At 64.0% G+C, this 22,780-nt stretch carries 24 protein-coding genes and 1 pseudogene; 10 read left to right on the forward strand and 15 right to left on the reverse strand.

Features of this window, described 5'->3' with window-relative positions:
• Positions 1 to 64 precede the first annotated feature (64 nt).
• Positions 65 to 1,237 carry an MFS transporter gene (locus tag OB916_RS05645; RefSeq protein WP_315908312.1) on the reverse strand — a complete coding sequence of 391 codons (1,173 nt, stop codon included), beginning with the start codon at positions 1,235 to 1,237 and terminating at the stop codon, positions 65 to 67.
• Between the two features lie 101 nt (positions 1,238 to 1,338).
• Between OB916_RS05645 and OB916_RS05650 the strand changes: the two genes are divergently transcribed.
• The gene (locus OB916_RS05650; RefSeq protein WP_315908313.1) at positions 1,339 to 1,509 is read left to right on the forward strand and encodes an HVO_0758 family zinc finger protein; all 171 of its coding nucleotides are present in this window, start codon (positions 1,339 to 1,341) and stop codon (positions 1,507 to 1,509) included.
• Between the two features lie 4 nt (positions 1,510 to 1,513).
• Here the strand turns inward: OB916_RS05650 and OB916_RS05655 are convergent, their stop codons facing one another.
• From OB916_RS05655 to lrp, 3 genes are all read right to left on the reverse strand, one after another.
• On the reverse strand, positions 1,514 to 2,587 hold the full coding sequence (locus tag OB916_RS05655) for an aldo/keto reductase (protein WP_315908314.1): 1,074 nt from the start codon (positions 2,585 to 2,587) through the stop codon (positions 1,514 to 1,516).
• A 78-nt stretch (positions 2,588 to 2,665) separates the two neighbouring features.
• Positions 2,666 to 3,829 carry a DHH family phosphoesterase gene (locus OB916_RS05660; protein WP_315908315.1) on the reverse strand — a complete coding sequence of 388 codons (1,164 nt, stop codon included), beginning with the start codon at positions 3,827 to 3,829 and terminating at the stop codon, positions 2,666 to 2,668.
• A gap of 111 nt (positions 3,830 to 3,940) precedes the next feature.
• Positions 3,941 to 4,396: an HTH-type transcriptional regulator Lrp gene (lrp, locus tag OB916_RS05665; RefSeq protein WP_315908316.1), complete on the reverse strand. Its 456-nt coding sequence runs from the start codon at positions 4,394 to 4,396 to the stop codon at positions 3,941 to 3,943.
• A 128-nt stretch (positions 4,397 to 4,524) separates the two neighbouring features.
• Between lrp and glnA the strand changes: the two genes are divergently transcribed.
• Positions 4,525 to 5,883, forward strand: coding sequence for a type I glutamate--ammonia ligase (gene glnA / locus OB916_RS05670; RefSeq protein ID WP_315908317.1), 1,359 nt, complete (start codon positions 4,525 to 4,527; stop codon positions 5,881 to 5,883).
• 7 nt (positions 5,884 to 5,890) lie between these two features.
• On the opposite strand, the gene OB916_RS05675 is transcribed toward glnA, so the two are convergent.
• Positions 5,891 to 6,799 (reverse strand): phosphatase PAP2 family protein, encoded by a 909-nt coding sequence (locus tag OB916_RS05675; RefSeq protein ID WP_315908318.1) that lies wholly within the window; start codon positions 6,797 to 6,799, stop codon positions 5,891 to 5,893.
• A gap of 2 nt (positions 6,800 to 6,801) precedes the next feature.
• Positions 6,802 to 8,040: a YhjD/YihY/BrkB family envelope integrity protein gene (locus OB916_RS05680; RefSeq protein WP_315908319.1), complete on the reverse strand. Its 1,239-nt coding sequence runs from the start codon at positions 8,038 to 8,040 to the stop codon at positions 6,802 to 6,804.
• Between the two features lie 113 nt (positions 8,041 to 8,153).
• On the opposite strand from OB916_RS05680, the gene OB916_RS05685 reads away from it, so the two are divergent.
• Entirely contained in the window at positions 8,154 to 8,534 is a 381-nt protein-coding gene (locus OB916_RS05685) for a hypothetical protein (protein ID WP_315908320.1), read from the forward strand.
• Between the two features lie 133 nt (positions 8,535 to 8,667).
• Here the strand turns inward: OB916_RS05685 and OB916_RS05690 are convergent, their stop codons facing one another.
• Positions 8,668 to 8,811 carry a hypothetical protein gene (locus OB916_RS05690; RefSeq protein WP_315908321.1) on the reverse strand — a complete coding sequence of 48 codons (144 nt, stop codon included), beginning with the start codon at positions 8,809 to 8,811 and terminating at the stop codon, positions 8,668 to 8,670.
• A 67-nt stretch (positions 8,812 to 8,878) separates the two neighbouring features.
• Here OB916_RS05690 and OB916_RS05695 point away from each other — a divergent pair.
• Positions 8,879 to 9,817, forward strand: a pseudogene (locus OB916_RS05695) (RNA-guided endonuclease TnpB family protein); the annotation flags it as partial.
• Positions 9,818 to 9,869: 52 nt separating this feature from the next.
• Here OB916_RS05695 and OB916_RS05700 read toward each other — a convergent pair.
• Entirely contained in the window at positions 9,870 to 10,538 is a 669-nt protein-coding gene (locus OB916_RS05700; protein WP_315908322.1) for a DUF7095 family protein, read from the reverse strand.
• 146 nt (positions 10,539 to 10,684) lie between these two features.
• Here OB916_RS05700 and OB916_RS05705 point away from each other — a divergent pair, with 146 nt between their 5' ends.
• Positions 10,685 to 11,176, forward strand: coding sequence for a phosphopantetheine adenylyltransferase (locus OB916_RS05705; protein ID WP_315908323.1), 492 nt, complete (start codon positions 10,685 to 10,687; stop codon positions 11,174 to 11,176).
• Here the strand turns inward: OB916_RS05705 and OB916_RS05710 are convergent, their stop codons facing one another.
• Positions 11,177 to 11,485, reverse strand: coding sequence for a transcription initiation factor IIB family protein (locus OB916_RS05710; RefSeq protein ID WP_315908324.1), 309 nt, complete (start codon positions 11,483 to 11,485; stop codon positions 11,177 to 11,179).
• A gap of 287 nt (positions 11,486 to 11,772) precedes the next feature.
• Positions 11,773 to 12,432 carry a metallophosphoesterase family protein gene (locus OB916_RS05715; RefSeq protein ID WP_315908325.1) on the reverse strand — a complete coding sequence of 220 codons (660 nt, stop codon included), beginning with the start codon at positions 12,430 to 12,432 and terminating at the stop codon, positions 11,773 to 11,775.
• A 146-nt stretch (positions 12,433 to 12,578) separates the two neighbouring features.
• Between OB916_RS05715 and OB916_RS05720 the strand changes: the two genes are divergently transcribed.
• Positions 12,579 to 13,340 (forward strand): TrmB family transcriptional regulator, encoded by a 762-nt coding sequence (locus OB916_RS05720; RefSeq protein ID WP_315908326.1) that lies wholly within the window; start codon positions 12,579 to 12,581, stop codon positions 13,338 to 13,340.
• Positions 13,341 to 13,381: 41 nt separating this feature from the next.
• Here OB916_RS05720 and OB916_RS05725 read toward each other — a convergent pair whose 3' ends face one another.
• A complete protein-coding gene (locus tag OB916_RS05725) occupies positions 13,382 to 15,328 on the reverse strand; it encodes a CARDB domain-containing protein (protein ID WP_315908327.1) in 1,947 nt (648 codons plus the stop codon).
• A 795-nt stretch (positions 15,329 to 16,123) separates the two neighbouring features.
• A complete protein-coding gene (locus OB916_RS05730; protein WP_315908328.1) occupies positions 16,124 to 16,603 on the reverse strand; it encodes a DUF7382 domain-containing protein in 480 nt (159 codons plus the stop codon).
• Positions 16,604 to 16,711: 108 nt separating this feature from the next.
• Between OB916_RS05730 and OB916_RS05735 the strand changes: the two genes are divergently transcribed.
• From OB916_RS05735 to OB916_RS05750, 4 genes are all read left to right on the forward strand, one after another.
• On the forward strand, positions 16,712 to 17,761 hold the full coding sequence (locus OB916_RS05735; protein WP_315908329.1) for an ATP-binding protein: 1,050 nt from the start codon (positions 16,712 to 16,714) through the stop codon (positions 17,759 to 17,761).
• A gap of 111 nt (positions 17,762 to 17,872) precedes the next feature.
• A complete protein-coding gene (locus tag OB916_RS05740) occupies positions 17,873 to 18,625 on the forward strand; it encodes a DUF7310 family coiled-coil domain-containing protein (protein WP_315908330.1) in 753 nt (250 codons plus the stop codon).
• Entirely contained in the window at positions 18,622 to 19,095 is a 474-nt protein-coding gene (locus OB916_RS05745; protein WP_315908331.1) for a DUF7311 family protein, read from the forward strand. The genes OB916_RS05740 and OB916_RS05745 overlap by 4 nt, the downstream gene beginning before the upstream one ends.
• A 201-nt stretch (positions 19,096 to 19,296) precedes the next feature.
• The gene (locus OB916_RS05750) at positions 19,297 to 20,346 is read left to right on the forward strand and encodes a hypothetical protein (protein ID WP_315908332.1); all 1,050 of its coding nucleotides are present in this window, start codon (positions 19,297 to 19,299) and stop codon (positions 20,344 to 20,346) included.
• A 168-nt stretch (positions 20,347 to 20,514) separates the two neighbouring features.
• Here OB916_RS05750 and queC read toward each other — a convergent pair whose 3' ends face one another.
• The 3 genes from queC to OB916_RS05765 are packed head-to-tail and all read right to left on the reverse strand — an operon-like array spanning position 20,515 to position 22,634.
• A complete protein-coding gene (gene queC / locus OB916_RS05755; protein ID WP_315908333.1) occupies positions 20,515 to 21,213 on the reverse strand; it encodes a 7-cyano-7-deazaguanine synthase QueC in 699 nt (232 codons plus the stop codon).
• The gene (gene folE / locus OB916_RS05760) at positions 21,210 to 21,848 is read right to left on the reverse strand and encodes a GTP cyclohydrolase I (RefSeq protein WP_315908334.1); all 639 of its coding nucleotides are present in this window, start codon (positions 21,846 to 21,848) and stop codon (positions 21,210 to 21,212) included. The genes queC and folE overlap by 4 nt, the downstream gene beginning before the upstream one ends.
• A 12-nt stretch (positions 21,849 to 21,860) precedes the next feature.
• On the reverse strand, positions 21,861 to 22,634 hold the full coding sequence (locus OB916_RS05765) for a 7-carboxy-7-deazaguanine synthase QueE (RefSeq protein ID WP_315908335.1): 774 nt from the start codon (positions 22,632 to 22,634) through the stop codon (positions 21,861 to 21,863).
• Positions 22,635 to 22,780 lie beyond the last annotated feature (146 nt).

Here is a 22,780-nt window from a genome sequence, read left to right on the forward strand (position 1 = left end):
TGGGGACGCCGCGAGGATAAACACTCGCCTGCTATCCCGCGTTGCCCATCGAATCAGCTTTCCGTCACGATCGTGCCCCGGTCGGCAGCCGGCCTGCCCGGTAGGTGACGACGAGACCGAGGAGGACGACGGCCAGCCCGACGGCAAAGGATCGGTAGATCGAGGGGAACGAGAAGCCGGCGTCGGTCAACAGCCCGACGGCCCAACTGCCGGTCGCCTGCACCAGCATCATCGTGCCGCTGTAGACGGCGTAGGCGCTTGCACGGTGGCGATCCGGCAGCGAGCCCAGCAGATAGGTATCCATCGCCGGGAACAGACTGTGAATCACGTAGCCCATCAGCAGCGCGACCGTGACGATCCAGGCCGTGCCGAACGGCAGCGTCAGCGCGAACACGCAGATCGCGAAGCCGGCCAGGATCGACAGCAAGAGGGGGACGAGCGGGACGCGGTCGGCCAGCCAGCCCGTCACCGCGAACGCCGGGACGCCGGCCGCGAACACGCCAGTCAGCAGCAGCCGCGCGTCACTGCCCGAAAAGCCGCGGGTGCGCAGATAACTGTCGAGGAAGTTGAACACGCCCTGCCAGACGAACCCGCTGGCGCTGATGACGACCACGCCAGCGAGGACGATCCGCCACTGGTGGCGGACGGCCGCGAGCAGATCTCGATCCGCAGTGCCCGCCTCGGGGAGCGGCGTCCGCCGGGTAGCGATCGTGAAGCCGACCGTCGAGAGCAGGGCCGCTACCCCGATGGCGTGGAAGGTCGTCCGCCAGTCGCCGACGAACAGCGCGACCGAGACGAGCAGCGAGGCCACGGCCGCGCCGATCTGACTCGCCATGCCGTGGATGCCGAGTGCCGTGCCGACCCGATGGGGGAACAGCTCGCTCACCAGCGGGTTGGCCGCGATGAAGTACGCGCCGCTTGCGATCCCCATCAGGAACGCGCCGACCATCACTTCGGTGACGCTGCCGGCTGCGGCGATAAACGCCGAGGCGGCGGCCAGGATCAGCCCGGTCGCACCGACGACGTAGTGGCGCGGGACGCGCGTCAGCAGGTAGCCCGTCGGGATCCGCGGGAGTGCACTGCCGAGCCACGCCAGGGTCACGGTCAGCCCGATCGTCGCGTTGGTCGTGATGAACGCCGCCTGGAGGGGCTCGACCAGCGGCGCGAACACCACGCGGGCGAGATTGACGAGGAAGACCAGCGTACAAAGCGAGCCGAACACCCGACGTCGTGTCACAATCGGGCTTCGAGCGGGGTGGTGTCAAAGCTTGCGAAGCCGCGCTCGACGACTCTCACGCCGCCCCGAGCTTTTTGAGAGTTGCTCGCATACCTCTCAGTATGGAATCTGTCAGGAAAGGGATCCGGTCGGGCGACATCGAGAAAGACACCTACGAACGGCTTCTCTGTACCAACTGCGACGAGGCGCTCAAATCCGAGAACGACCCCGACGAGATCGGCACTGTCCGGGTCTGTCCGGAGTGTGGTGCGGAGTGGAAAGAAGTCGGGTGATCGATCACTCGAAGATCGCGTCGAACGCGCTCGCGCCCATCGGTTCGTAGGTGCCTGCCGCGACGTTCTCTTCGACGTGATCGGGCGACCCCATCCCGACCAGCGCGCTCGTCACGGCGGGGGCGCTCCGTGCGAAGTTGATCGCTCGCTGGGCGCGGGTCTCGCCGTCGAGTTCGGCCTCGACCCGATCGGGCATCTCCCGGGCTAGCTTCCCCTGCATGAGACTCGCACTGGTGAAGACGTCCACGTCTGCCTCGTGGGCAATCTCCAGTGCGCTCCGGCCGTCGTGGACGGCCGCCGTGAACGCGTCGGCCATGTACACGTTGAACGGCAACTGGATCGCCTCGAAGTGACTGCTCCCGTGGCCGACCGCCTCGGCCGCACGCTCGGCACGATCGATCACCTCGGGCAGCGAGAGGTGGCTCCCCTCGTCTCCGACCCGGAAGGCGTCCCAGGTCGCGACGCCGTACGCACCGATGTCGTCGTCTTCGACCCGCCGTTCGAGGAGTTCGAAGGTTGCTTCGAGCCCATCGTAGACGTCCGCCCGCGATCGAGCCTGCAGTTGCGTCTCGGGGTTGTGCACGTAGTAGAGGTCGACCCGATCCACACCGAGATTCGACAGGGATCGGTCGAGCTGATCGTCGATGAACTCCGGTGCGATGCAGTGTTGGCCGGCCGCCAGGTCCTCGCGGTCGACGATCCCGGGTTCGACGAACTCCCGGTAGATGTATCGACTGGGGTCGTCGGGCCGCTCGCCGTCGAACGGCAGAAAGCCGCCCTTGGTCGCGAGGAAGACGTTCTCGCGGTCGATTTCGCTGTCGCCGATCGCCGCGCCAACGACGCGCTCGCTGCGCTGGTGGCGGTAGTTGATCGCCGTGTCGAGGACGTTGATCCCCGATTCCAGGGCCGCGACGATCGCCTCCCGGTAGGCCGAATCGGCCTCGTCAGTCGGGTCACCGAGGTACGTGCCGACGCCGATACTCGACAGTGCCAGGTCGCCGAACGGCCGGAAGTACGTCCGGGCGAAGCTCTCGTGGAAGCGGTCGCGATAGGCCCAGGTCCCCTCGTAGGTCGCCATGGACGGGGTTGGGGCGGCACGCGCAAAAGCCGCGCGGTGGTTTACTCCCGGTCAGGTGCGTGTCGTCCTCCCGTGTGCTCACTGCAACTCGCCGGTCATCGCCTCGAACAGCCGGTCGCGAAACTCCGCAACAGTGAGACCATCGCCGGGGCCGAGCCCCTCCATGTGTTCGATCGAGAGCTGTCCGCCGCCCATGCGGGCGTGGCCGCCGGCCTCGGCCATCGGGATGTCCTCGACTGCGGCTTTCAGCGCCTTGCCCATGTGCACGCGGTCGTCACGGGAGCGTCCCGAGAGGTGCAACGTGCCGTCGCGTCGGCCGAAGACGACGATCGCCGTCACGCCCTCCAGCCGGAGCAGTTCCTCGGCCGCCTGTGGGATCGCGTCCACGTTCCCCACATCCTCGACGTCGCTGACGGCGAAGGCGTTGCGGACGTCACGGCTGGTGATCGCTCGCGCTTTGACTTCGAGTACCTCGGCGTCGACCTCGGGATTGGCGACCCGGTCGAGCAGTTCCTCGTCGACGCCCCGGTACAGGAACCCGGCGGCGTCGAACTCCGCCGGCGAACACCCCTTCGTCAGGTGCTTGGTATCCGACTGGATCCCGTACAGCAGTCCAGTCGCGAGTTCGTCCGGAACCGTTGGTCCATCGTCCATGTCCGTCGGATCCCACCCCAGATCATCGAGATACTCGGTGACGATCGTCGCACACGCGCCGTACTCGGGGCGGACGTCAGTGAACGTCTCCCCTGTCCCCTCCCCTGGGTGGTGGTCGACGACTGCGATCGGGTCGATCCCGTCCGCACCCGGGAACCCCCGTGGTTCGTTGTGATCGACCAGCACGACCGTCTCCGCTTCGAGATCGCCGGCCGTCTCGATCCGCTCGAAGTCCTGGTCGAGTACGGTCTGGAACGCGCGGTTCTCCTGGCGACGAATCTGGCCCGGGTACTGGATCGACGCGTCGGTTTCGATGGCGTCCGCGAGCGACTGGACGCCCATGGCAGAAGCCATCGCGTCCGGATCGGGATTGGGATGGAGCAGTATCGCGACCTCGTCCTGGTCTTTCAGCACGCCCCGAAAGCGCGCTGCAGGCGAGCGCCGCCACCTGGAGAACAGCCACCATCCGACGGCCACGAGCACGAGGACGACGAAAACAGCACCGACTGCTATCGCCGGTCGTTCCCCGAGCAGGGATACGACAGCGTCGATCTGAGAGACGACGCCCCCGTCGGCCCCGGGCAACATACCACGGTGTGGTTCGCCAACGACAATGAAGGTTCCCCCTTCTGTCGGCCGGGTAGCATCTGTCGGACGGACTGGATCACGGGCGTCGATCTGTCCGTATCGAAACGCCGGTCACTCGACGTCCAGATCGAACTGCTCGTGCTCTTTTGCGGCGTTGAGAACGACGCTCGTGTTCGATTCGTTGATCTCGGGATCGGTCAGCAACCCCTTGATCTGGCTGTTCATGTCGTCGGTATCGAGGAACTTCCCGACGGCGATGACGTCGTAATCGCCGGTGACCTCGTAAACGCTCATCATCTGATCGTGCTGGCGAAGCGTCTCGGTCACGTCCGGAAGCGCACTCCCTTCGACCTTCAGCTGGACAATCGCTGTCACGTCGTAGCCGAGTTTGTCGTAATCGACTTTCGGCGTGTACCCCTGGATGATCCCCTCGTCTTCGAGCGTCGAGAGATGGTTCGAGACGGTCGTCACCGACACGTCCATATCGTCAGCGAGACTCCGGAGACTGGCCCGCCCGTCCCCCAGAAGCGCATTCACTAACTTACGATCCAGATTTTCGTACGTCATACTAGCTTCCCTCGCAACCGACCCATTAGAATTTTACGAACATACATTTCTGTCTCGGGGTTCGACCAGAATTGCGCAAAGCAGCAGGGTTTTTATGGCAGCACCATATTTCACACCTGTCGATTACAATGACAGGCGAACTCTCGACGGAGGAACAGGCGGTCCTCGAGGAAATCGAGGAGAAGAACGTAGATTTCCTGCGGCTACAGTTCACGGACATTCTGGGGACAGTGAAGAACGTCTCGGTCCCGGCCGACCAGGCCGAGAAGGCGTTCACGGAGGGGATCTACTTCGATGGCTCATCGATCGAAGGCTACGTGCGGATCCAGGAGTCGGACATGCGGCTGGTTCCGGATCCATCGACGTTTGCGATCTTGCCGTGGCGGAGTCGCGACGAGATCGACGGCGGCAACAGCGCGCGGCTCATCTGTGACGTCCACGACACCTCGACGGACGAACCGTTCGTCGGAGACCCGCGTGGCGTGCTGAAAGACGCGCTGGACCGCGCCGCGGAGATGGGCTACACCGTCAACGCCGCACCCGAACCGGAGTTCTTCCTGTTCGAGGAAGACGAGAAGGGGCGTGCGACGACCGAGACCAACGACGCCGGGGGGTACTTCGACCTCGCACCCAAAGACCTCGCGAGTGACGTCCGCCGTGACATCATTTACGGACTGGAGGAGATGGACTTCGACATCGAGGCCAGCCACCACGAAGTCGCCGAAGGGCAACACGAGATTAACTTCACCTACGACGACGCGCTGTCGACCGCCGACAACGTCGCGACCTTCCGTGCCGTCGTTCGCGCGATCGCCGCGGAACACGACCTGCACGCGACCTTCATGCCCAAGCCGATCCCGCGGATCAACGGCTCGGGTATGCACACCCACATCTCGCTGTTCGAAGACGGAGAGAACGCCTTCCACGACGAGGACGACGAGTTCAACCTCAGCGAGACGGCTCACAGCTTCATCGCCGGCGTCCTCGAGCACGCGCCCGCACTCGCCGCCGTCACGAACCCGACGGTCAACAGCTACAAGCGCCTGGTGCCGGGCTACGAGGCGCCGGTCTACGTCGCCTGGAGCGACCGAAACCGTTCGGCGCTGATCCGCAAACCTGCCGCCCGCGTCCCGGCTGCCAGCCGGATCGAGGCGCGCTTCCCCGATCCGTCGTGCAACCCCTATCTCGCGTTCGCGGCGCTCATCCACGCCGGGCTCGACGGGATCGAGAACGATCTCGAATGCCCCGATCCGGTCCGGGAGAACATCTACGAGTTCGACGAGCAGAAACGCGAGGAATACGGCATCAGCACGCTGCCGACCAACCTCGGCGAGGCGGTCGACGAGCTCGAGGACGACGAGGTCGTTCTCGACGCGCTCGGCCCGCACATCGCAGAGAAGTTCGTCGAGGCCAAGCGCTCGGAGTTCCAGGACTACCTGGTGGACGTCTCCGACTGGGAACTCGACCGCTACCTCGAGAAGTTCTAGACGGACGCTACGCGTCGTTCTGCCGCCGTATTTCTTTCTCGACGCGCTCACCGACCAGCGGCATCGCGACGACCGCAAGTCCGCCCACGAACGCGATCGGCCCGGCGGCTTCCGGCGACAGCGAAACGACCTCACCGAGGAGGAGTAGCGGTCCGGCGACGACCACACCGCTCACGACGGTCGCGGCGGCCGCCCGCCGCGTCGGTGAACGAACGAGCCCGTCCGCAAAGACGTACCAGCCGAGGGCCGCGCCCGCGGCGACGCCGGTGAGCAACACGAGATCGGTGATCGGGCCGACGATCATCAGCCCGACGGCGCCGACGACCGCACCGAGTGCAAACACCCGCTCGGGCTCCTGTAGGGCGATCGCGATGGCGAGTACGACCAGACCCACTCCGATCCCGGCGAGCACGTCCACCAGGTAATGCAGGCCGAGCACGAGCCGCGAGATCGAGACGACCACGACGAGTCCGGTGGCGATCGCTACTCGTGTTCGCGGCCGCCCGGTGCGAAGCGCCCAGGCCAGCCCACCGAACGCGACCGTCGAGCCGATGGCGTGCCCGCTCGGAAATCCGTGTCCCGATCCGGTCGAAAACCACTCGTACAGCGGCCACAGGCCGGCCGGAACCAGACCAGTCTGCGGAGCCTCGCCCGCCCCTGGCGGCCGGGGAAGCCCGAACAACTCTTTGGCGACTGTCACGACGACGAGGCCGGCGAGTACCGTACCGAGGACGACCGCAGCACGTCGACGGTCGATCGCCTCGTCGACGCGAGGTAACTGGGGTCCGACCCAGTAGGTGACTGTCACGATCAGCAGGAGAAACCACACGTCACCGAGCTGGGTCACGAGCGAGAAGAGAACGATGACCGCGTCGGGAAGCTCACGCAGCCACGACTGGACGCCGAGCCCGCGCATCGTTACCGCCGGAAGTCACGAACCTTGTCAAGTAGTTTTCCGGGGACGCCGACGGCGTTGACAGTCACGCCGACGAGGGTCATCAGCACGTACAGTCCCAGTGTCGACAGCCAGATCACGATCATCGAGAGGAACGCGACCCAGCCCGACAGGAAGTAGAAGGCCCCGAGCGTCATCACGGTTCCGTACAGCAGCACGAGGTACGGACCCCAGCCGGTGGCGTGGCCCCGGCGGACGCGCTTGCGAACGTACCGTTTGAGGTCCCGTTCGATCTCGTCGCGGTGGAGCGTCCGCTCGTCGATCCGGGTCTGCAGCTCGTCGATCTCGGCCCGCAGGTCAGCGATTTCTTCCCGCTGTCGGGCCTCGCCGGTGCCACCGTCAGCGTCGTCGGCCCCCGAGTCGCTCATTCGTTGTTCGGTGTCTCGATGCGCACCCTGTTGTAGTTGCCGGTCTCCGACGGCCACGTCGCCGGCGAGGACGCCGTTGAGAACCGCCCCCAGAAGGAGGAGGATACCCCCAATGTAGAACCACGTCACGAGCAACAGGACCGCTCCGAGGACGCCGTACAGCGCCGACCCGCCCGCACTGGCGGCGTATACCTGAAACAGGGCACTGAGTACGGTCCAGCCCACAGCCGCAAACGCTGCACCGGGTAGCGCGTCACGGACGCGCACGTCGACGTCCGGGAAGATCACGTATAGCGGCAGGAACGCGACCGTCAGGACGATCGGCAGCCCGATCGCTGTCGGCACGCCCGCGGACGAGAGACCGACAAGCCCGGCGAGTGCGGCCGCGAGCACGACCGCGCCGATGGCGACGCCGACCGCGAACAGTGCCGTGATGGCGTTTCGGAACTGCGTGAACAGCGTCACCTCCCGGTGCGTGTCGTAGATCATCGAGAACGCGACGTCCAGTCCCCGAAAGAGCTTGAGTCCGCCCCACAGCAGGACGGCGAGCCCGATCGCGGTTGCGCCGCCGCGCCCCTGGGCGGTCGTCAGCGCTGATCGCACGAGTTCCTCACCGCTTGGGGTCAGTGTGCCGCTCAGCTGCCGGATGACCGTCTCCGCCAGTGCGTCCCCGCCGAGCGTCGAGGCGACCGACAGCGCCAGCAGCGACAGCGGCAGCAGCGATACGAACGCGTAGTAGGCGATCGCCGCAGCTAGCAGCGTCAGCGGCGACCGTCTGACGACCGCCAGCAGCGTTCGTCCGACCGAAAGTGCTCGCGTTGCCCGTTCGTGCACGTCTCCCTGTGGGAGCGTCGAGAACAAATACGACGGGGGTCGGCCGGGCGCAACCACCACAACGAACAGCGTGGACCGAAACGTGTTTCGCCCCGTCCGAACAACGCCCTGGCATGCACGATCGAATCGAGCGCGTGACCGGCGCCATCACGTCGACAGCGCTCGTCGCCGCTGGCGTGCTGCTCGCGCCCGCGTTCGCCGGGCTCGGTGCGTCGCTGGCGCTCGCGGCCGTGACGCTGGGCGTGACCGTACTGGCCTTCCTCGCTCGCGAGGAGATCGGCGCGCTCGCCCCAGTACCGTGGCTGCGCTTGCACTTCGAAACCGTCTGGGCCGGAGCGGCAGCGGCCACGCTCGTGCTCGTCGCGTTCGCCGGTGCGACCTCCGCGGAACTGCAGACGCTGGGTGCCGTCGTCGGCCTGCTTGGACTGTTTAACTACCTGCTTCGGCCGATCTATTTCACGCTCGGGAACGTGTTCGCGCGAGTGGCGAAGTGATGCTGTCTCTATCTTGAATCAGCGAGAGAATCCCACCCTTCCCGCGAAGGACGAGCGTTCCGACGCTCAGTCGGAACCGAGGACTGAGCAGGGCGGGAGTGAATCGCGTAAGCTCTGGTGAAAAACCGCCGCGTTACTGCTGGTCGTGAGTCTCCAACGTGTCGAGTCCCGCTTCTAAAACCTCTGCATAGGCTTCCGAGAGGTTCATGTCGTTCGCTTCTGCGTAGTCTTTGATTTGTCCGTGGATTGCCCAGTCAATGTCGATGTTTGGCCTCATCGGTAGACTTATTGGATATTAGGACTCATTATACTTTGGATGAAGCGTACCAACACGTTCGCCGTGCGACCGCTCCCGACTTGAGATGGTCGTCGGCAAAGAACTCCGAGACAGACACAACAGCCCGAAAAGCCGTCTCCGACTGGAAATTGCTGGCGATCCGAACTGGCCCGACTACACGGACCAGAGCCGGTTAGAACTGTGGTACGACGAGACTGATAGCACCTTCCGAGCTTCGCAACCCGTAACTGTTTCTGACGATGCACGGGGCACTCCACTGGCCGACCACAAGGCCGCTCTGGACATTGGTGCAAACAATCTCGTTGCCTGTACCACGACGACCGGCGAGCAATATCTGTACGAGGGCCGGGAGTTGTTCCAGCGGTTCCGTGACACGACACGAGAAATCGCCCGGTTGCAGTCCAAACTACGGGAAGGCCGATACAGTAGCGAGCGCATCCGGCGGCTGTACCGGAAACGGACTCGTCGCCGCGACCACGCCCAAGAAGCACTGTGTCGTGACCTGCTGGAACGACTGTACGCCGAGGGCGTGGACACGGTGTACATCGGTGGCTTGACCGACATACTCGAAACCCACTGGTCGGTCAAGACGAACGCCAAGACCCACAACTTCTGGGCGTTCAAGCAATTCACCGAACGACTGGCGTGTACCGCCGAAGAATACGGGATCTCGGTCGAAGTCCGGTCAGAGGCGTGGACCAGCCAAGAGTGCCCACAATGCGGTTCAACCGACCGGACGACACGCCACCAAGACACGCTCACCTGTCCGTGTGGGTTCGAGGGGCACGCCGACCTTACAGCCTCAGAGACGTTCCTGAAGCGGCACACAGAGCAAGCAGTCAGGCCGATGGCACGGCCCGTGCGGTTCGAGTGGGACAATCATCAATGGCGTTCAACCACAGACGCTTCTTCAAATCCCAAAGAACAGCGCACAGACCCGAGTACCGTCCACCGTGACGGGAATGTTGCTTCCGGCGAGTCTTAGACCGGCTGAGACTCCCACGGAGGAAACCGCGCCGTTTACGGCGCGGAGGATGTCATACGACGTCACCGCGAACCGAGCGGCCGTCCTGGCGGTCGCGATACGCCTCGACGGCGTCGGCTGCCTCGCGCGCCTCGTCGTCGTCCATTCCGAGCATCGACAGCGCGTCCGCGAGCGTGGGGAAGGCGAGCGATCCGTCCCGGAGCTTCTCGACGGCGTCGTCGCTGCGGCGGCCGCTGTCCTCGCCGTCGCCGAGCCACAGACAGACGCCGCGGGGATCGAGTAGCTGTTCGTAGTTGCCGCGGGCCCGCGCCCCCTCGAGACGCTGGGTGACGTTGTCCTCGAAGGAGGCGTTGCAGACTTCCAGATGAACGGGTTCGTCCGGTTCGAGCAGGTGTGCGGCGAGACACTGCTCGGGTGCGACGTGACCGCTCTGATTGGCGCGGACGTACTCGGGATACTGCTGTGCCCACTCTGCCCGGACCGTCTGGCCGACTCCCTCGACGCCGTGTGTCTCCCGGAAGCGCTCGGCGGCCGCCTCGTCGCGCCCGAACAGGAGGTCCTTGGTCACGTAGACGTTCAGCCGATCGACCGGATCCATTCCGAGGGCGACGTCGCCGTAGACCCACACTTCCCGGACGGGGACCGGCATGATTTCGGTCGCGACCGTCTCGACGATGGCTTCGGCGCGGTCGAGGGCAGCATCGCGGTCGAGCGTCGTCATCATCTCCAGTCCGGGTTCGAGCGAGAAAACGGTTGCCCGACGATCCGCGGACGAGCGTCTCCGGGTTCCGGATCCCTCATGATCGACGATCTAGTCAGACCGACAGAAGCGAAGCCACTTTACCGGGAGCAAACCTGGACCGTGATATGAAGGTCGCGCTGGGCGGGACGTTCGATCCGATCCACGACGGCCACCGGGCACTGTTCGAGCGCGCGTTCGAACTGGGCGACGTCACGGTCGGCCTCACCAGCGACGAACTGGCCCCGCGTACCCGCCAGGAGGACCGCCACGTCCGCAGCTACGAGCAGCGCAGACGCGATCTCGAACGGGAACTGGGGTCGTACGCCGAGGAGTACGTCCGTGAGTTCGAGATCAGGAAGCTGACCGAGCCGACGGGCATCGCGACGGAACCGCAGTTCGACGTACTCGTCGTCTCGCCCGAGACCGAGACCGGTGGCCGCCGGATCAACGAGATCCGCCGGGAGAACGGTCACGACCCGCTCGACATCGAGGTCGTCGATCACGTGCTCGCCGAAGACGGCGACATCATCTCGAGCACGCGGATCGTCAGCGGCGAGATCGACGAACACGGGAATCTCACACCCGAGCGCGAGGGACGCAAGCCCATCGAAGAGTGATCACCACTCGGGCGCGTCGAACCCGGCGGATTCGAGGATGTCCTTCCACCGGTTCTGAATCGCCAGTCGCGAGACCCCGGTCGCGTCTGCGACCGCATTCTGAGAGCGCTGCTCGCCGGTCGTAAGCGCGCTCACGTAGACGCTCGCGGCGAGCACGGCTCGCTTCGAGCGGGCTGACTCGGGCGCGTTCGTCAAGAACAGGTCGACCGCTCGCGAGCGCGCTTCGGTCCCCAGCTCGAGGCGCTCGCTCGCCTCCTCGATGGCGGCGATCCACTCCTCGTTCTCGACGGCGTCGCGAGCGCGGTACACGCCCCCCATTCGGTGGGCGAGTGCAAAAACCTGTTCGGTCGTTTCACGCCTGCTTTCCCGCGTACTGGCTCGACTAGACACAGGTCACTAGCAAACATTTTTGCGTGATACTGTCTAACATACAAACGATGGTCCGAAATACTACGGAGTGTCCGGACTGCGGGGGTACAGGGAGACAAGCTGGCAGCATCTGCTCGACCTGCGGTGGCACGGGTCGAGAGCCAGAACTGACGCCGAACGAGAAGCCGCTTTACATTTCCTGAACGCACGTTCGCCTCACGTCGCCACTATCTCCCCTGTGTCAGTCGGAATCCGATCTGCTGAGGGAGGCCCGCGTCGACGACCTCGTGGACGACGGCGTCGGTGTCGTACTCGACGCGGTGTTCCGCGACGGTCCGGGCGTCGGGATCGATGACGCTGTAGGCTGCCCGGTGATCCCGATCGCGCGGCTGGCCGACGCTGCCGGGGTTGAGAACGATCCCCTCGTCGTAGATCTCGTGGTGCTGGACGTGGGTGTGTCCCATGATCAGCACGTCCTCGTCGCCGAGCAACTCGGGACTGAACTCCGAGGGGCGAGTGTAGTGGTCCGGATCGTCCGGGTGGCCGTGGACGATCTTCACGCGGCCGTCGAACAGTGTCCGCTCGGTTGGCAACTCCGCCAGCCACTCGATCTGTTCCTCCGTCAGGTGCTCGCGCGCGTACTCGACGCCTGCGGCGGCCATGTCGTTGAAACCGGGGTACTTGCCGGTGACGACTGCCCGGTCGTGATTGCCCTCGACGGTCGGGATGTCGGCGTCCCGGATTCGATCGACGCATTCGCCCGGCCAGGGATTGTACCCGACGACGTCGCCCGCGCAGACGAGTTCGTCGACCTCCGGCATGTCCGACAACACGGCGTCCAGCGCGACGATGTTCCCGTGTACGTCCGAGATGACCCCGATCTGCATGCCCCTGTTTCTGTGTGGGACGAACTTATAACGTCCGTTGTCGTGCCAATCGCTGACCACATCCCTTTTGCTCGTGCTGTTAGTATATCGGTCACAACAGATGGATCCGAGAGCGACGACGCGCTGCCGGACGGGGGCATAGCATTATGGACGAGGAAACAACCGTCGAGGCCCTCACGCGGCTGGGGCTGACGACCTACGAGGCGCGGGTATTCGTCGCCCTCCAGCGGCTCGGGACGGGCACGGCGAGTGACGTCGCGGAGATCACGGCCGTACCGCGTTCGCAGGTGTACGGTGCCGCCGAGGATCTCCAGGCGCGTGGCCTGCTCGACGTCCAGCAGACCCGACCGACGGTGTACCGTCCCGTCTCGCCCGAGGAAGCCGAGCGACGCCTGCTCTCGCAACTGGAATCGGTCGGTCGGGACGCCTTCGGGTATCTGGCGGACGTCCGGGGAAGCGTCGAAAACGACGAGGAACGGAGCGAGGCGATCTGGACGATCCGTGGCCGGGCGAACGTCCGCGACCGGGTAATCGACCTGATCGACGGCGCCGACGACCGGATCGTCTACGGCACGCCGCGACCGGAGCTACTCGAAGACGAGGTGCTGGCGGTGCTGACGGAAGCCGCAGACGCTGGCGTCGACGCGGCCGTCGTCAGCGACGAGCCGTCAGTCCTCGAGTCGGTGCCCGCCGACGGGCCGGTACGGGTCGTTCCGCAACCCGCAGATCGCCAGCCCGAGGTCAGCACGGCCCGGGTGTTGCTTGTCGACAGCGATACGCTCCTGATGAGCGTCGTCTCGGCGGCCGTCGGGGACGACGATCAGGAGGTCGCGTTCTGGAGCGCTGGCACCGCGTTCGCGACCGTGCTCGTCACGCTGTCCGAGGAACTGATCGAATTGGATCGCTAGATCACGCGAACGCAGTGCCGATGGCCGTCTCTATTGTCTTGCTATGAATCCAATCTGGCCAGAGCGACACCGAGTATGACGATCGCCAGCAGGGCGGCGACGACACCGAAGCCGGGACCGAACCCGTCGCCTGATTCGGCCGCGTCATCCTGTCGGGTCGTTTCCCCGTCGTCAGTCTGTCCAGATTCGTCGGTTTCCCGGTCGGTCTGGCCGCCCTCGTCGGTCGTCTGTTCGGTTTCTTGGTCAGTGGTCGTGTCGTCCCCAGACGGGCTTTCGGCGACGATCGTTCCCGACGCGCTGCCGTCGCTGGTTTCGACGGTGAACGTGTGCTCGCCCTGAAGGCTGAAGGCAAACGAGGCGGAGACACGAGTATTCTCGCCGGCGTCCAGCGCGATCGGCTCGTCGCTGAGGGTTGCGCCGTCGACACTGAATTCGACTGTGTCATTGCCGGCAACGCCGCCGGAGTTCTCGACAGTGACGGTCACGCCAGCGTCGCTGCCGGTTTCGACGGTGTCGGGACTGACGACGTTGGTAATCTCGACGGTCGCGGGTTCGCGCACGTCGGTCTCGGTACTGGCCTTGTCATTGACAGCTTCGACGGTGTGGGTCACGGCTCCCGCTTCCGCGAGTGGCTGCTCGAACGTGACTGCGCTGGTACCGGGTTCGAGCGTGACGAGTTCAGTCGCGACTTGCTCACCGTCGAGTGCGTAGCTGACCGGTACATCGACGGGGACGTTCGCTTCATTGACGATTGTCGCGGTCACGTCAGCGGCCTCGCCGGTTACCACCTGATCGGTGGCGGTGACGTTCGCGACCGTGATCGTCGAGCGCGGAACGACTTCGACGCTGCCAGCTGCGATCGAGTTGACCGTCAGGTTGTACGTGCCTGGTTCGCTGGGCGTCCAGGCGAACGCCGTCGTATTCGTCTCTTCTGCCCCGACAGTCACGTCCCGGGTCTGGACGACGGTATCCTCGGCGAGGAGCGTCGCCGTCTCGGAGCCGGCCAGTCGGTCGGGATTTTCGAGCGTCGCCGAGACGGTCGCCTCCTGACCGACGAGGAGCGTTTCCGTGGCGAGTGACGCGTCGGTGACCGAGACCTCGGGTGGTTCGACGACCTCCAGTGTGCCGGCGATTTCGCCGCCGACAGTCGGGGTGTAGCTGCCGGTCTCGGTCGGCGTCCAGCGGAAGGCGACCGATTGCTCGTCGCGACCGTCGACAGTCACAGACGTCGATTCGATCGTCTCGTTGTCGACCTGCAGGCCGAACGTCTCCGTCCCCTCCAGATCGCCGACGTTCTCGACAGTCGCGTCGACGCTGACCGTCGTGTCCCGGGCGACGATCGGTTCGTCCAGCGTGGTCTCGGCGACGCCGAGATCCGGCGGCGCGAGCAGTTTGACGGTCGCCGTGTCGGTGTGGCCCGCCAGCGAGGCCGTGACTTCGGCGGTGCCGCGGTCAGTCGACTGGAGCGTGCCGTTCTCGATCGAGGCCGCCGAGGTGTTCACGTCGTACTCGGCGGTGGTCGTCGCCGTGGTATCGTTGCTTGCGGCCAGTTCGAGCGTGACTGTCACCTCGGTCGATTCGTCGACGAGGATGCGGTCCTCGGCGAGGTCGAGCGAGAGATCCTGGATACGCCACTGCTGAACTGGCAGGTCGTCGGTCGCGGCCCAGACCTCCTCGAAGTCGAGGCCGTCCATGTGCTCGCGGGCCTGTGGGCCGGTCATCTGCTCGCGTGAGAGTGCCGTCCCGTGCTGGGACGTGGTTCCGCTGATCTCCGGACTCCAGTAGACGTCGCGGACGGCACCTTCGACCTCACCGAAGACTCTGTTTTCGACTTCGCTGTTGAGGATCGATTGTTGGACGCTGTATATCCGGTCCGGAGCGACGCCGTATATTGCACCGTCGGTATCGACACGGGCATTTCGGAGGGACCCATCACTTCCAGTAGGTATCGCGTGGAAGGAACCAGACTTCAGACTTCCGTCAACCACATCAGCGTTGACATACACCTGATCAGCAGGACCACCGAGGAATTTAGCCAGTCCCTGGCTGCCATCGGGAAGAGTAACATTCACAGCAACACGCTTGATCAAGCCTTGCTGAAAATGGTCTCGAGTAATCCCACCAGCATTATCCTCGTCTGCTCTAATTTCGCCGGCTATGACGACATCTTGTATCTTTCCTTCATTAGCAACAGTAATACCGCCAGCAAGCTCACCACGTATAAAAACACTCTGTAAAGTGAGATTTTTGATAACCCCACTTGACCCAATATTTTCGAAAATGCCGGCCTTTCGCTCCCCCGGACGGAACACGGTGAGGTCGGTCACAGTGTGACCTTGTCCGTCAAGTGTACCTGTGAACACATCTGGATAGTTTCCGATTGGTTCGAACCCCTGTCCATTATTCCAGTCTTCGGTTTCTGAGGCATTAATGTCGTTGCCCAGCACGTAGTGCGCGCTTTTGTCCTGTCCGATCGCCTGCAGTTCACGAGCATCAGTGATGATGTACGGATCATCGTCTGTACCATTCCCTTCCATTTCATCAAGCGATACGTCCTCGGCTGCCGCGGCAGGCGCCGTGAATATACCGACACCAATCACGAACAACGCGAGTAGTGTTACTATCGCGGGGCCCCACGCCCCACACACCTTCGATGACATCAGTCAATCCCGAATTAGTCATCATATAAAATTCTTCTCATATCTACTTGCAATAGAAATGTTTGATTAATGTGGTGTGGGTAATTATAGTGCGAAATATAAGATCTATGCTCTGCTAGCGTCCTACGCGTTGGGATTCAGAAGTGTGATCTTGTCGATCTGGTCATCCTTGTAATTGCCGTCTCCTGGTGGCTTGATATGGACTTCTATCTCTCCCGATTCCTGTCCGGGCCTCCAGTCGACGTCGTCTTCGGGACTAATATTTATTTCACTAGTTGTCGTCCCATCATAGTCTGTTTCGTCGAATGTGGTATCCGATTCATCCAGATTTGCCGTCCCCGATTTGAGATACACGGTTGCGTTCGGGATTCCCTGTCCATCCTCATCAGTCACGTTCACTTTTAGATCATATCCTGTTTCACCTGTCAGAACCTCCTCGTTCGGATTTGCCGACAACTCTTCCTCACCGACAGCACCGATGTCGTCGATGATGGTCATCATGACCGACAGCGCCGCGACCCCCACCACGATGGCGATCACGAGCCTGATTGGTAACCCCTCGATACCCCGTTCGTCCGTGCGGAACGATCTCCGTTCGCGCATACGCCAACCGTTGGTCCCGTATTCGTACTTAAATCCTCACACGGCGAAACCGGGGGACTGCGGCCGCGAACCGAAAGACAAAATAACCGATTCTGACAGTCTCCGACCGTGACGTTCGTCATCGGACGTGGGGAGGGGGAATCGCTCGAAGAACGACCCGCCGGGAAACTGGGGACGTACCGTGCCCTGGATGGCTCCAGTGGCGCGCCGCTGTATATCGATCTGGACCGCCCGCACGCGATGCTGGTCGTCGGCAAGCGCGGCTACGGCAAGTCCTACACCCTAGGTGTGATCGCCGAAGGGCTCGCCCGCGCCGAGGGCGTCGCTCCCGTCGTCGTCGATCCCATGGGCGTGTTCGACACGCTCGCCGACGAGTCACGCGGCAGTCCCGTCCCCGCTGCGGTCATGACCGCGCCGCCCGTTCGCCCGAACGTGCTCGATCCCCGGTCGTGGTGCACCCTGCTCGAACTCTCGCCCGAGAGCGGCGCCGGCGGATTGGTCTGGCAGGCCGCCGAGGCACACGCCAGCCTGGCGGGGATGCGCCAGTACGTCGCGAACGCCGACGCACCCGGGACCGACAAACGCGCCGCGATCAACCACCTCGATCTCGCTGACTCGTGGGGGGTATTCGACGAGACGGGCGTCTCGGCCGCCGATCTCGCCGGTCCGGAAATCTCCGTCGTCGACGTCTCGGAGCTCGACTCCGCACCAATGAACGCCGTCGCACGTGCCGTCGGCGAGGCGCTGTATCGCGCCCGGATCGAGAGGAAAATCGACCGGCTCCCCTGGCTCCTGTTCGACGAGGTTCACACCTTCTTCGACGGCGTCGCGTCGGCGGCCCTGGAGACGATCCTGACGCGCGGCCGCGCACCCGGTGTAAGTCTCGTGATGGCGACCCAGCGTCCCAGCGCGGTCCCGCCAGTCGGGGTCTCCCAGTCCGACGTCATCGTCTCCCACAGACTGACGTCCGGGGCCGACATCGAGGCGCTGAAGGCCACCCAGCCGACCTACATGGACGCCTCGCTGGAGGAGCGCATGCCCACCGAAACCGGGGACGTGATCGTCATCGACGACGCGACCGAGACGGTCCACGCCGCGACCGTCCGCCGCCGAGACACGCCCCACGGCGGCGACAGCCCTCGTGCCTCCGAACTGTGAGCGGTCAGGATCGAGGCGGACCGACTGCAGGTCTCCGAATCCGAGGTGGGCCGAGATGGCCGCGCACCGCCGTCGCCGAGTTTTAAATACGAAGACGAGGTCAGGGACGGTATGACTGATATCGAGCGACTGGCGGAGCGGCTGTCGGCCGTCGAGCGCACGGTGATCGACGGCGAACACGACTTCGACGAACTGGCAGACCTCGCTGAGGTCGTCGATCGGCTCGATCGCCTCGACAACCGGCTCGAGGAACTGGAGGGTCGCGTCGCGGATCTGGAGGGGCAGACTGATTCATTGCAGGGGTACATCGCCAACGTCGATTCGGTCAACGAATCCGTCGAGCAGCAATCGGCGTCGGCGCTGGCCGCGGTCGAATCGCTCGAACAGCGCGTCGACGATCTGAAAGCGCACGCGGAGACGGTCGACAACGTCGATCAGTACCGGCCGACGACCGGGTCGAGCACGACCGAACAGCCGATCGACGAGGACTCGATCGCCGACACTGTCGACGAACTCGTCGCGGGGACGGATCGTGAGCAGCGACTCGGTGTCGGCGAGTCCGGGGCCGATGGAGGCTCGCCGGGACGGGCGGACGGCGGTTCGGCCCCGTCACCGGGACGGGCTGGTGACGGATCGGCCGATGCGTCCACGCGCGCCGACGATCCGCGCGCCTCTCCCGGCAACCCGCGGGACTCAACTCCCGAGGCTGATCCGGACGAGATCAACCGTCGCTACGGAGGCCGCCCACTCCCGGTCTCCGATCGCGACGACCGTGCCGGAGCGGACGACGGGAGCGACGACAGTGACGGGTCCGATGGGAGCGATGGCAGCCTGCTTTCGTCGCTGAAATCGAAACTATCGTGATCCGGTACGTCGTCGCCGTCCTCCTGGCAGCCGCGCTGGTCGCAGCTTCGATTCCGGCAGTCGAATCCGCGGCGACCGCTCGCGGTGAGAGTATCGTCGAGTCGAACGTCGTCGAGATCGAGGTGGCCGCGGAAACACTACTCGAGGACGAGCGACTGCCACCCAACGGAATGTTGGGACCACAGCGGGCCGTCGAACTCTCGTTCCCGTCGGCGTCGCTCACGGCTGCTCCGGTCCGACACCTCGAGCTGGAGCGGGTCGACGACGAGAACGTCACGATCGCCCGCTATCGCGTCGGGGGTGGTTCGATGCAGACCGTCACTGTCGACGCTCCGATCGTCGACGAGTCGATGGGATCGCCGATCGAACTCGGCCGGCCGACGGGAGACGTGACGTACGTACTGCTGCTGCAGCGCGATCCGAACGATCACGACCGGCCCGTCGTCGTTTTGACCCGAACGAGCCGGTGAGCCCCTCGTCGGTTCGCAGTCTGGGCCGTACGGTCGTGACACGATCACCGCACACCTCTTCTACGAGACCAGTGGCCGATGGATTTCCACCGCTCCGAGAACTCGACGAGATTGAGCGACCAGACCGCTAGTGTCGGGGCGTTGCCGAGTTGGGCGCTCTCTTTCACATATTAGTGACGCCGGGACAAAGGAGGGCTCACGATGCTGTACGATCACGTCTCCGATCTTGAACTCGAAATAGAGGGCTACGACCTCGAACAGCGCGAGCGGGACACGTCGAGTGGCTTCACCCGAGCGACGACCATCGTCTCGTTGCACGGCGACGGCGAAACCGGGCGTGGCGAGGACGTGACATACGACAACGACGAACACGAAATCCTGCACGGTACCTCAGCGGACTTCCCCGTCGCGGGCGAGTACTCCCTCGACGAGTTTTCCGACCGGCTGTCCGGGATCGATTTCTTCCCCGGGGACGAGCCGAACCAGTCGATCTTCCGCAATTATCGGCAGTGGGCTTTCGAGAGTGCTGCGCTCGACCTCGCGCTGAGACAGGCCGACACGAACCTCGCCGACCGTCTCGGCCGCACGTACGATCCGGTTCGATTCGTCGTGAGTACGCGCCTAGAGGACCCGCCGACCGGAGACCGCGTGCTCGACTGGCTCGACCGAAACCCCGAGCTAGCGTTCAAACTCGACCCGACAGCAGAATGGACTTCGGAGGTCATCGAACGGCTCGCTGAAACCGACGCTGTCCGAATACTCGATCTCAAGGGTCAGTACCACGGAACGACAGTCGATCAGCCTGCCGACCCAGCACTGTACGAGCGGATCATCGAGGGCTTTCCTGAGGCACTTCTCGAAGACCCGGATCTGAACGAGGGGACGCGACCACTATTCGAGGGAGAAGAAACCCGCGTGTCGTGGGATTATCCGATTCGAGGCGTTGAGACCGTCGAGGATCTCCCCTGGGAACCGGAGTGGCTCAATGTCAAGCCATCCCGGTTCGGTTCAGTGCAGTCGCTTTTCGACACTATCGACTACTGCCGCGATCACGAGATACAGATGTACGGCGGCGGACAGTTCGAGCTCGGCGTCGGACGCGAACACATCCACGCGATCGCTTCGCTGTTCTATCCCGACGCACCGAACGACGTGGCCCCGGGAGCCTACAACGACCCTGATCCGAGCGGTGATCTGCCGACGAGTCCACTCGCCCCGCCAGAAACCGCTCGGGGCCTTTCGTGGATATGAGGACGAACTACAGGTGTCTCGTCGGAGACGAGTCGTCCGCGCTGTGAAGTGTATCACAGGACGGTCGCTTGGAAAGCAAATGGGTGCTGGAGGCCCCGGCCGCGCAGCGTGACAACCCCGGTCTGGAAAACACTCTCCACACGGCCCCCGGACGAAGGGCGCGCAGGCTCACCTGTCCGCGTACGAGGGGCGTTCCGCGTACTCGATCGGATCTCGCTCACCGAGGTTCTGGAATGCCTGCAACCGGAACGCGCACGCATCACAGGTGCCACAGGCCGGTGAGTCGTCCTGATAACAGCTCCAGGTGTGCTCGTAGGGGACGCCCAGCTCTAGCCCGCGCTCGGCGATGTCGGTCTTCGACCACTCGACGAACGGCGCGACGAGTTCGATGTCCGTCTCGGGTTTCGTCCCGATATCAATCACCTGCTGAAACGCCTCGAAGAAGTCGGGCCGGCAGTCGGGATAGCCGGAGAAGTCTTCGCTGTGGGCGCCGATGAAGATGGCCGAACAGTCGTTGGCCTCCGCATACGAGACGGCCATCGAGAGGAGGTTGGCGTTCCGGAACGGGACGTAGGAACTGGGGATCCCGTCGCTGTCCAGGTCGGCGTCCTCGACAGCCATCTCGTCGTCGGTGAGGCTGGAGGCCCCGATCGCAGCGAGATGCTCCGTCTCGACGTGGAGGAAGTCCGCCGCATCCACGTCCTCGGCGAGTGCTCTCGCACACTCCAGTTCCTTCGCAGCCGTATTCTGCCCGTAGGACGTGTGCAGGAAGTACGGCTCGTACCCTCTATCGATGGCCTCGTAGACGGCCGTGGCGCTGTCCATCCCGCCAGACACCAGGATGACGGCGCGCTCGCGCTCGCTCATCGCGTCTCACCGTCCGTCCGCGCGATCGCGTCGCGGAACCGCTGTTGCTCGTCGTTGGTCGGCGTCCCTACTGTGGCCCGAGTCGTCGTGGTCGTCTCCGTCTCGATGCCCCGCATCGCCTCACACATGTGCGTCGCCGAGATCTCGACCAGCACGGCCTCGGCGCCGAGTTCGTCGGCCAAGCCGTGGGCGATATCCTGTGTCAGCTCTTCTTGCATCGTCAGCCGTCGGGACTGCCAGCGCACGTAGCGGATCAGCTTCGAGAGGCCGACCACGTCGCCGTCCGGTCGGTAGGCGATGTGTGCAGTGCCCTGATACGGTAACATGTGGTGTTCACAGAGGCTGTAAACAGGGATTCCGGTTTTCACGACGAGATCCTCGTTGGTCGCCTCGAAGGTCCGCATCGCGGGTTTGGCTGCTTGCCGGTCGCCTTCGCTCAACGTTTCGAGCATCTCGGGGATGCGGCGCTGCCATGTGTCGGTGAGCCCGGGGCGGTCGGGATCCTCACCGATGGCTTCGAGAATGAGCTTGACGCCGCGCTGGGCCTTCTCGTGGTCGATTCCAGTGACAGGGTCGGTCTGTACGGGTAGCGATTCGTCCGTCGAACGATCGTCGAGCTGGGTGTCGTCACTCATAGGTAGGGTCTGTTAGGTTCCGGGGGCGTCGTTCCACAGATCGACGTGGAGTCGTGGGGTGTAGCGATAGCCGTACTCCATCGCCAGGTCGGCGACGGCGTTCCGCGTCCGATTCAGTTCTTCCCGCGTCGTCCCCTCCGGCATCAACAACACGTCGTCGTCGGGGATTGCAGTCGTCGTTGCCTCGCGGAGACGCGAGAGGATCGTTTCGATTTCGGCCACGTCGTCGCGATCGGTCACGACGAACTTGAGCTGGCTCGAATAGGCATCGACCAACGCGGCAAGCGCGTCGATATCGATCCGCTGTTGCTCGTGTCGATCGGCCCACTCGCCGTCACCGTGCGGGTCGAGATCGGCGGTCGGGGTGCTACTCTGGAGTTTCGGGCTGATACTCGCGAGATCGATATGTGCGTCGCGGTAGATCGTGCCGTTGGTCTCGACGGTAGTATGGTAACCGTGGTCGCCGAGTCGGTCCAACAGCTCGACGGCCTCGTCGTGGATCATGGGCTCGCCGCCGGTCAGCACGACGTGTTCAGCGTCATAGCTCGCGACTTCCTCGATGATCTCGGCGAGGTCCATCCAGGCGTGGGTGGGCTCCCAGGAGGTGTGATACGAATCGCAGAACCAGCAGCGCAGGTTGCAGCCGCTGGTGCGGACGAACACCGTCGGGACGCCCGCGAGCTTCCCCTCGCCCTGGAGGGAGTAGAACAACTCGTTGATCGGCAACGCGGCGTCGTGCTCCGGGCGGTCAGCCTCGAAGGCGTCGCTGTCGGCGTTGACTGGCATCAGTAGGTGGCGCAGAGCTCGTTGGTCTCACAGACTTGCACTAAGACCTCAGCTTTGCACGTTAGCGTCAGCTGTTGAATGAACGAACAGGTGATCGATTTCTTCCATCAGGTCATCGACGCCACGATCATTATTGTCCCGAACCC

Origin of the sequence: Halapricum hydrolyticum, assembly GCF_025517535.1 — an archaeon.
Taxonomy (GTDB): Archaea; Halobacteriota; Halobacteria; order Halobacteriales; family Haloarculaceae; genus Halapricum; species Halapricum hydrolyticum.

Coding starts and splice junctions, on each gene's coding strand:
- OB916_RS05650 (WP_315908313.1), top strand. CDS start 1,339: ATGGAATCTGTCAGGAAAGGGATCCGGTCGGGCGACATCGAGAAAGAC.
- OB916_RS05655 (WP_315908314.1), bottom strand. CDS start 2,587: ATGGCGACCTACGAGGGGACCTGGGCCTATCGCGACCGCTTCCACGAG.
- OB916_RS05660 (WP_315908315.1), bottom strand. CDS start 3,829: ATGTTGCCCGGGGCCGACGGGGGCGTCGTCTCTCAGATCGACGCTGTC.
- lrp (WP_315908316.1), bottom strand. CDS start 4,396: ATGACGTACGAAAATCTGGATCGTAAGTTAGTGAATGCGCTTCTGGGG.
- glnA (WP_315908317.1), top strand. CDS start 4,525: ATGACAGGCGAACTCTCGACGGAGGAACAGGCGGTCCTCGAGGAAATC.
- OB916_RS05675 (WP_315908318.1), bottom strand. CDS start 6,799: ATGCGCGGGCTCGGCGTCCAGTCGTGGCTGCGTGAGCTTCCCGACGCG.
- OB916_RS05685 (WP_315908320.1), top strand. CDS start 8,154: ATGCACGATCGAATCGAGCGCGTGACCGGCGCCATCACGTCGACAGCG.
- OB916_RS05690 (WP_315908321.1), bottom strand. CDS start 8,811: ATGAGGCCAAACATCGACATTGACTGGGCAATCCACGGACAAATCAAA.
- OB916_RS05700 (WP_315908322.1), bottom strand. CDS start 10,538: ATGACGACGCTCGACCGCGATGCTGCCCTCGACCGCGCCGAAGCCATC.
- OB916_RS05705 (WP_315908323.1), top strand. CDS start 10,685: ATGAAGGTCGCGCTGGGCGGGACGTTCGATCCGATCCACGACGGCCAC.
- OB916_RS05715 (WP_315908325.1), bottom strand. CDS start 12,432: ATGCAGATCGGGGTCATCTCGGACGTACACGGGAACATCGTCGCGCTG.
- OB916_RS05720 (WP_315908326.1), top strand. CDS start 12,579: ATGGACGAGGAAACAACCGTCGAGGCCCTCACGCGGCTGGGGCTGACG.
- OB916_RS05730 (WP_315908328.1), bottom strand. CDS start 16,603: ATGCGCGAACGGAGATCGTTCCGCACGGACGAACGGGGTATCGAGGGG.
- OB916_RS05740 (WP_315908330.1), top strand. CDS start 17,873: ATGACTGATATCGAGCGACTGGCGGAGCGGCTGTCGGCCGTCGAGCGC.
- OB916_RS05750 (WP_315908332.1), top strand. CDS start 19,297: ATGCTGTACGATCACGTCTCCGATCTTGAACTCGAAATAGAGGGCTAC.
- queC (WP_315908333.1), bottom strand. CDS start 21,213: ATGAGCGAGCGCGAGCGCGCCGTCATCCTGGTGTCTGGCGGGATGGAC.
- folE (WP_315908334.1), bottom strand. CDS start 21,848: ATGAGTGACGACACCCAGCTCGACGATCGTTCGACGGACGAATCGCTA.
- OB916_RS05765 (WP_315908335.1), bottom strand. CDS start 22,634: ATGCCAGTCAACGCCGACAGCGACGCCTTCGAGGCTGACCGCCCGGAG.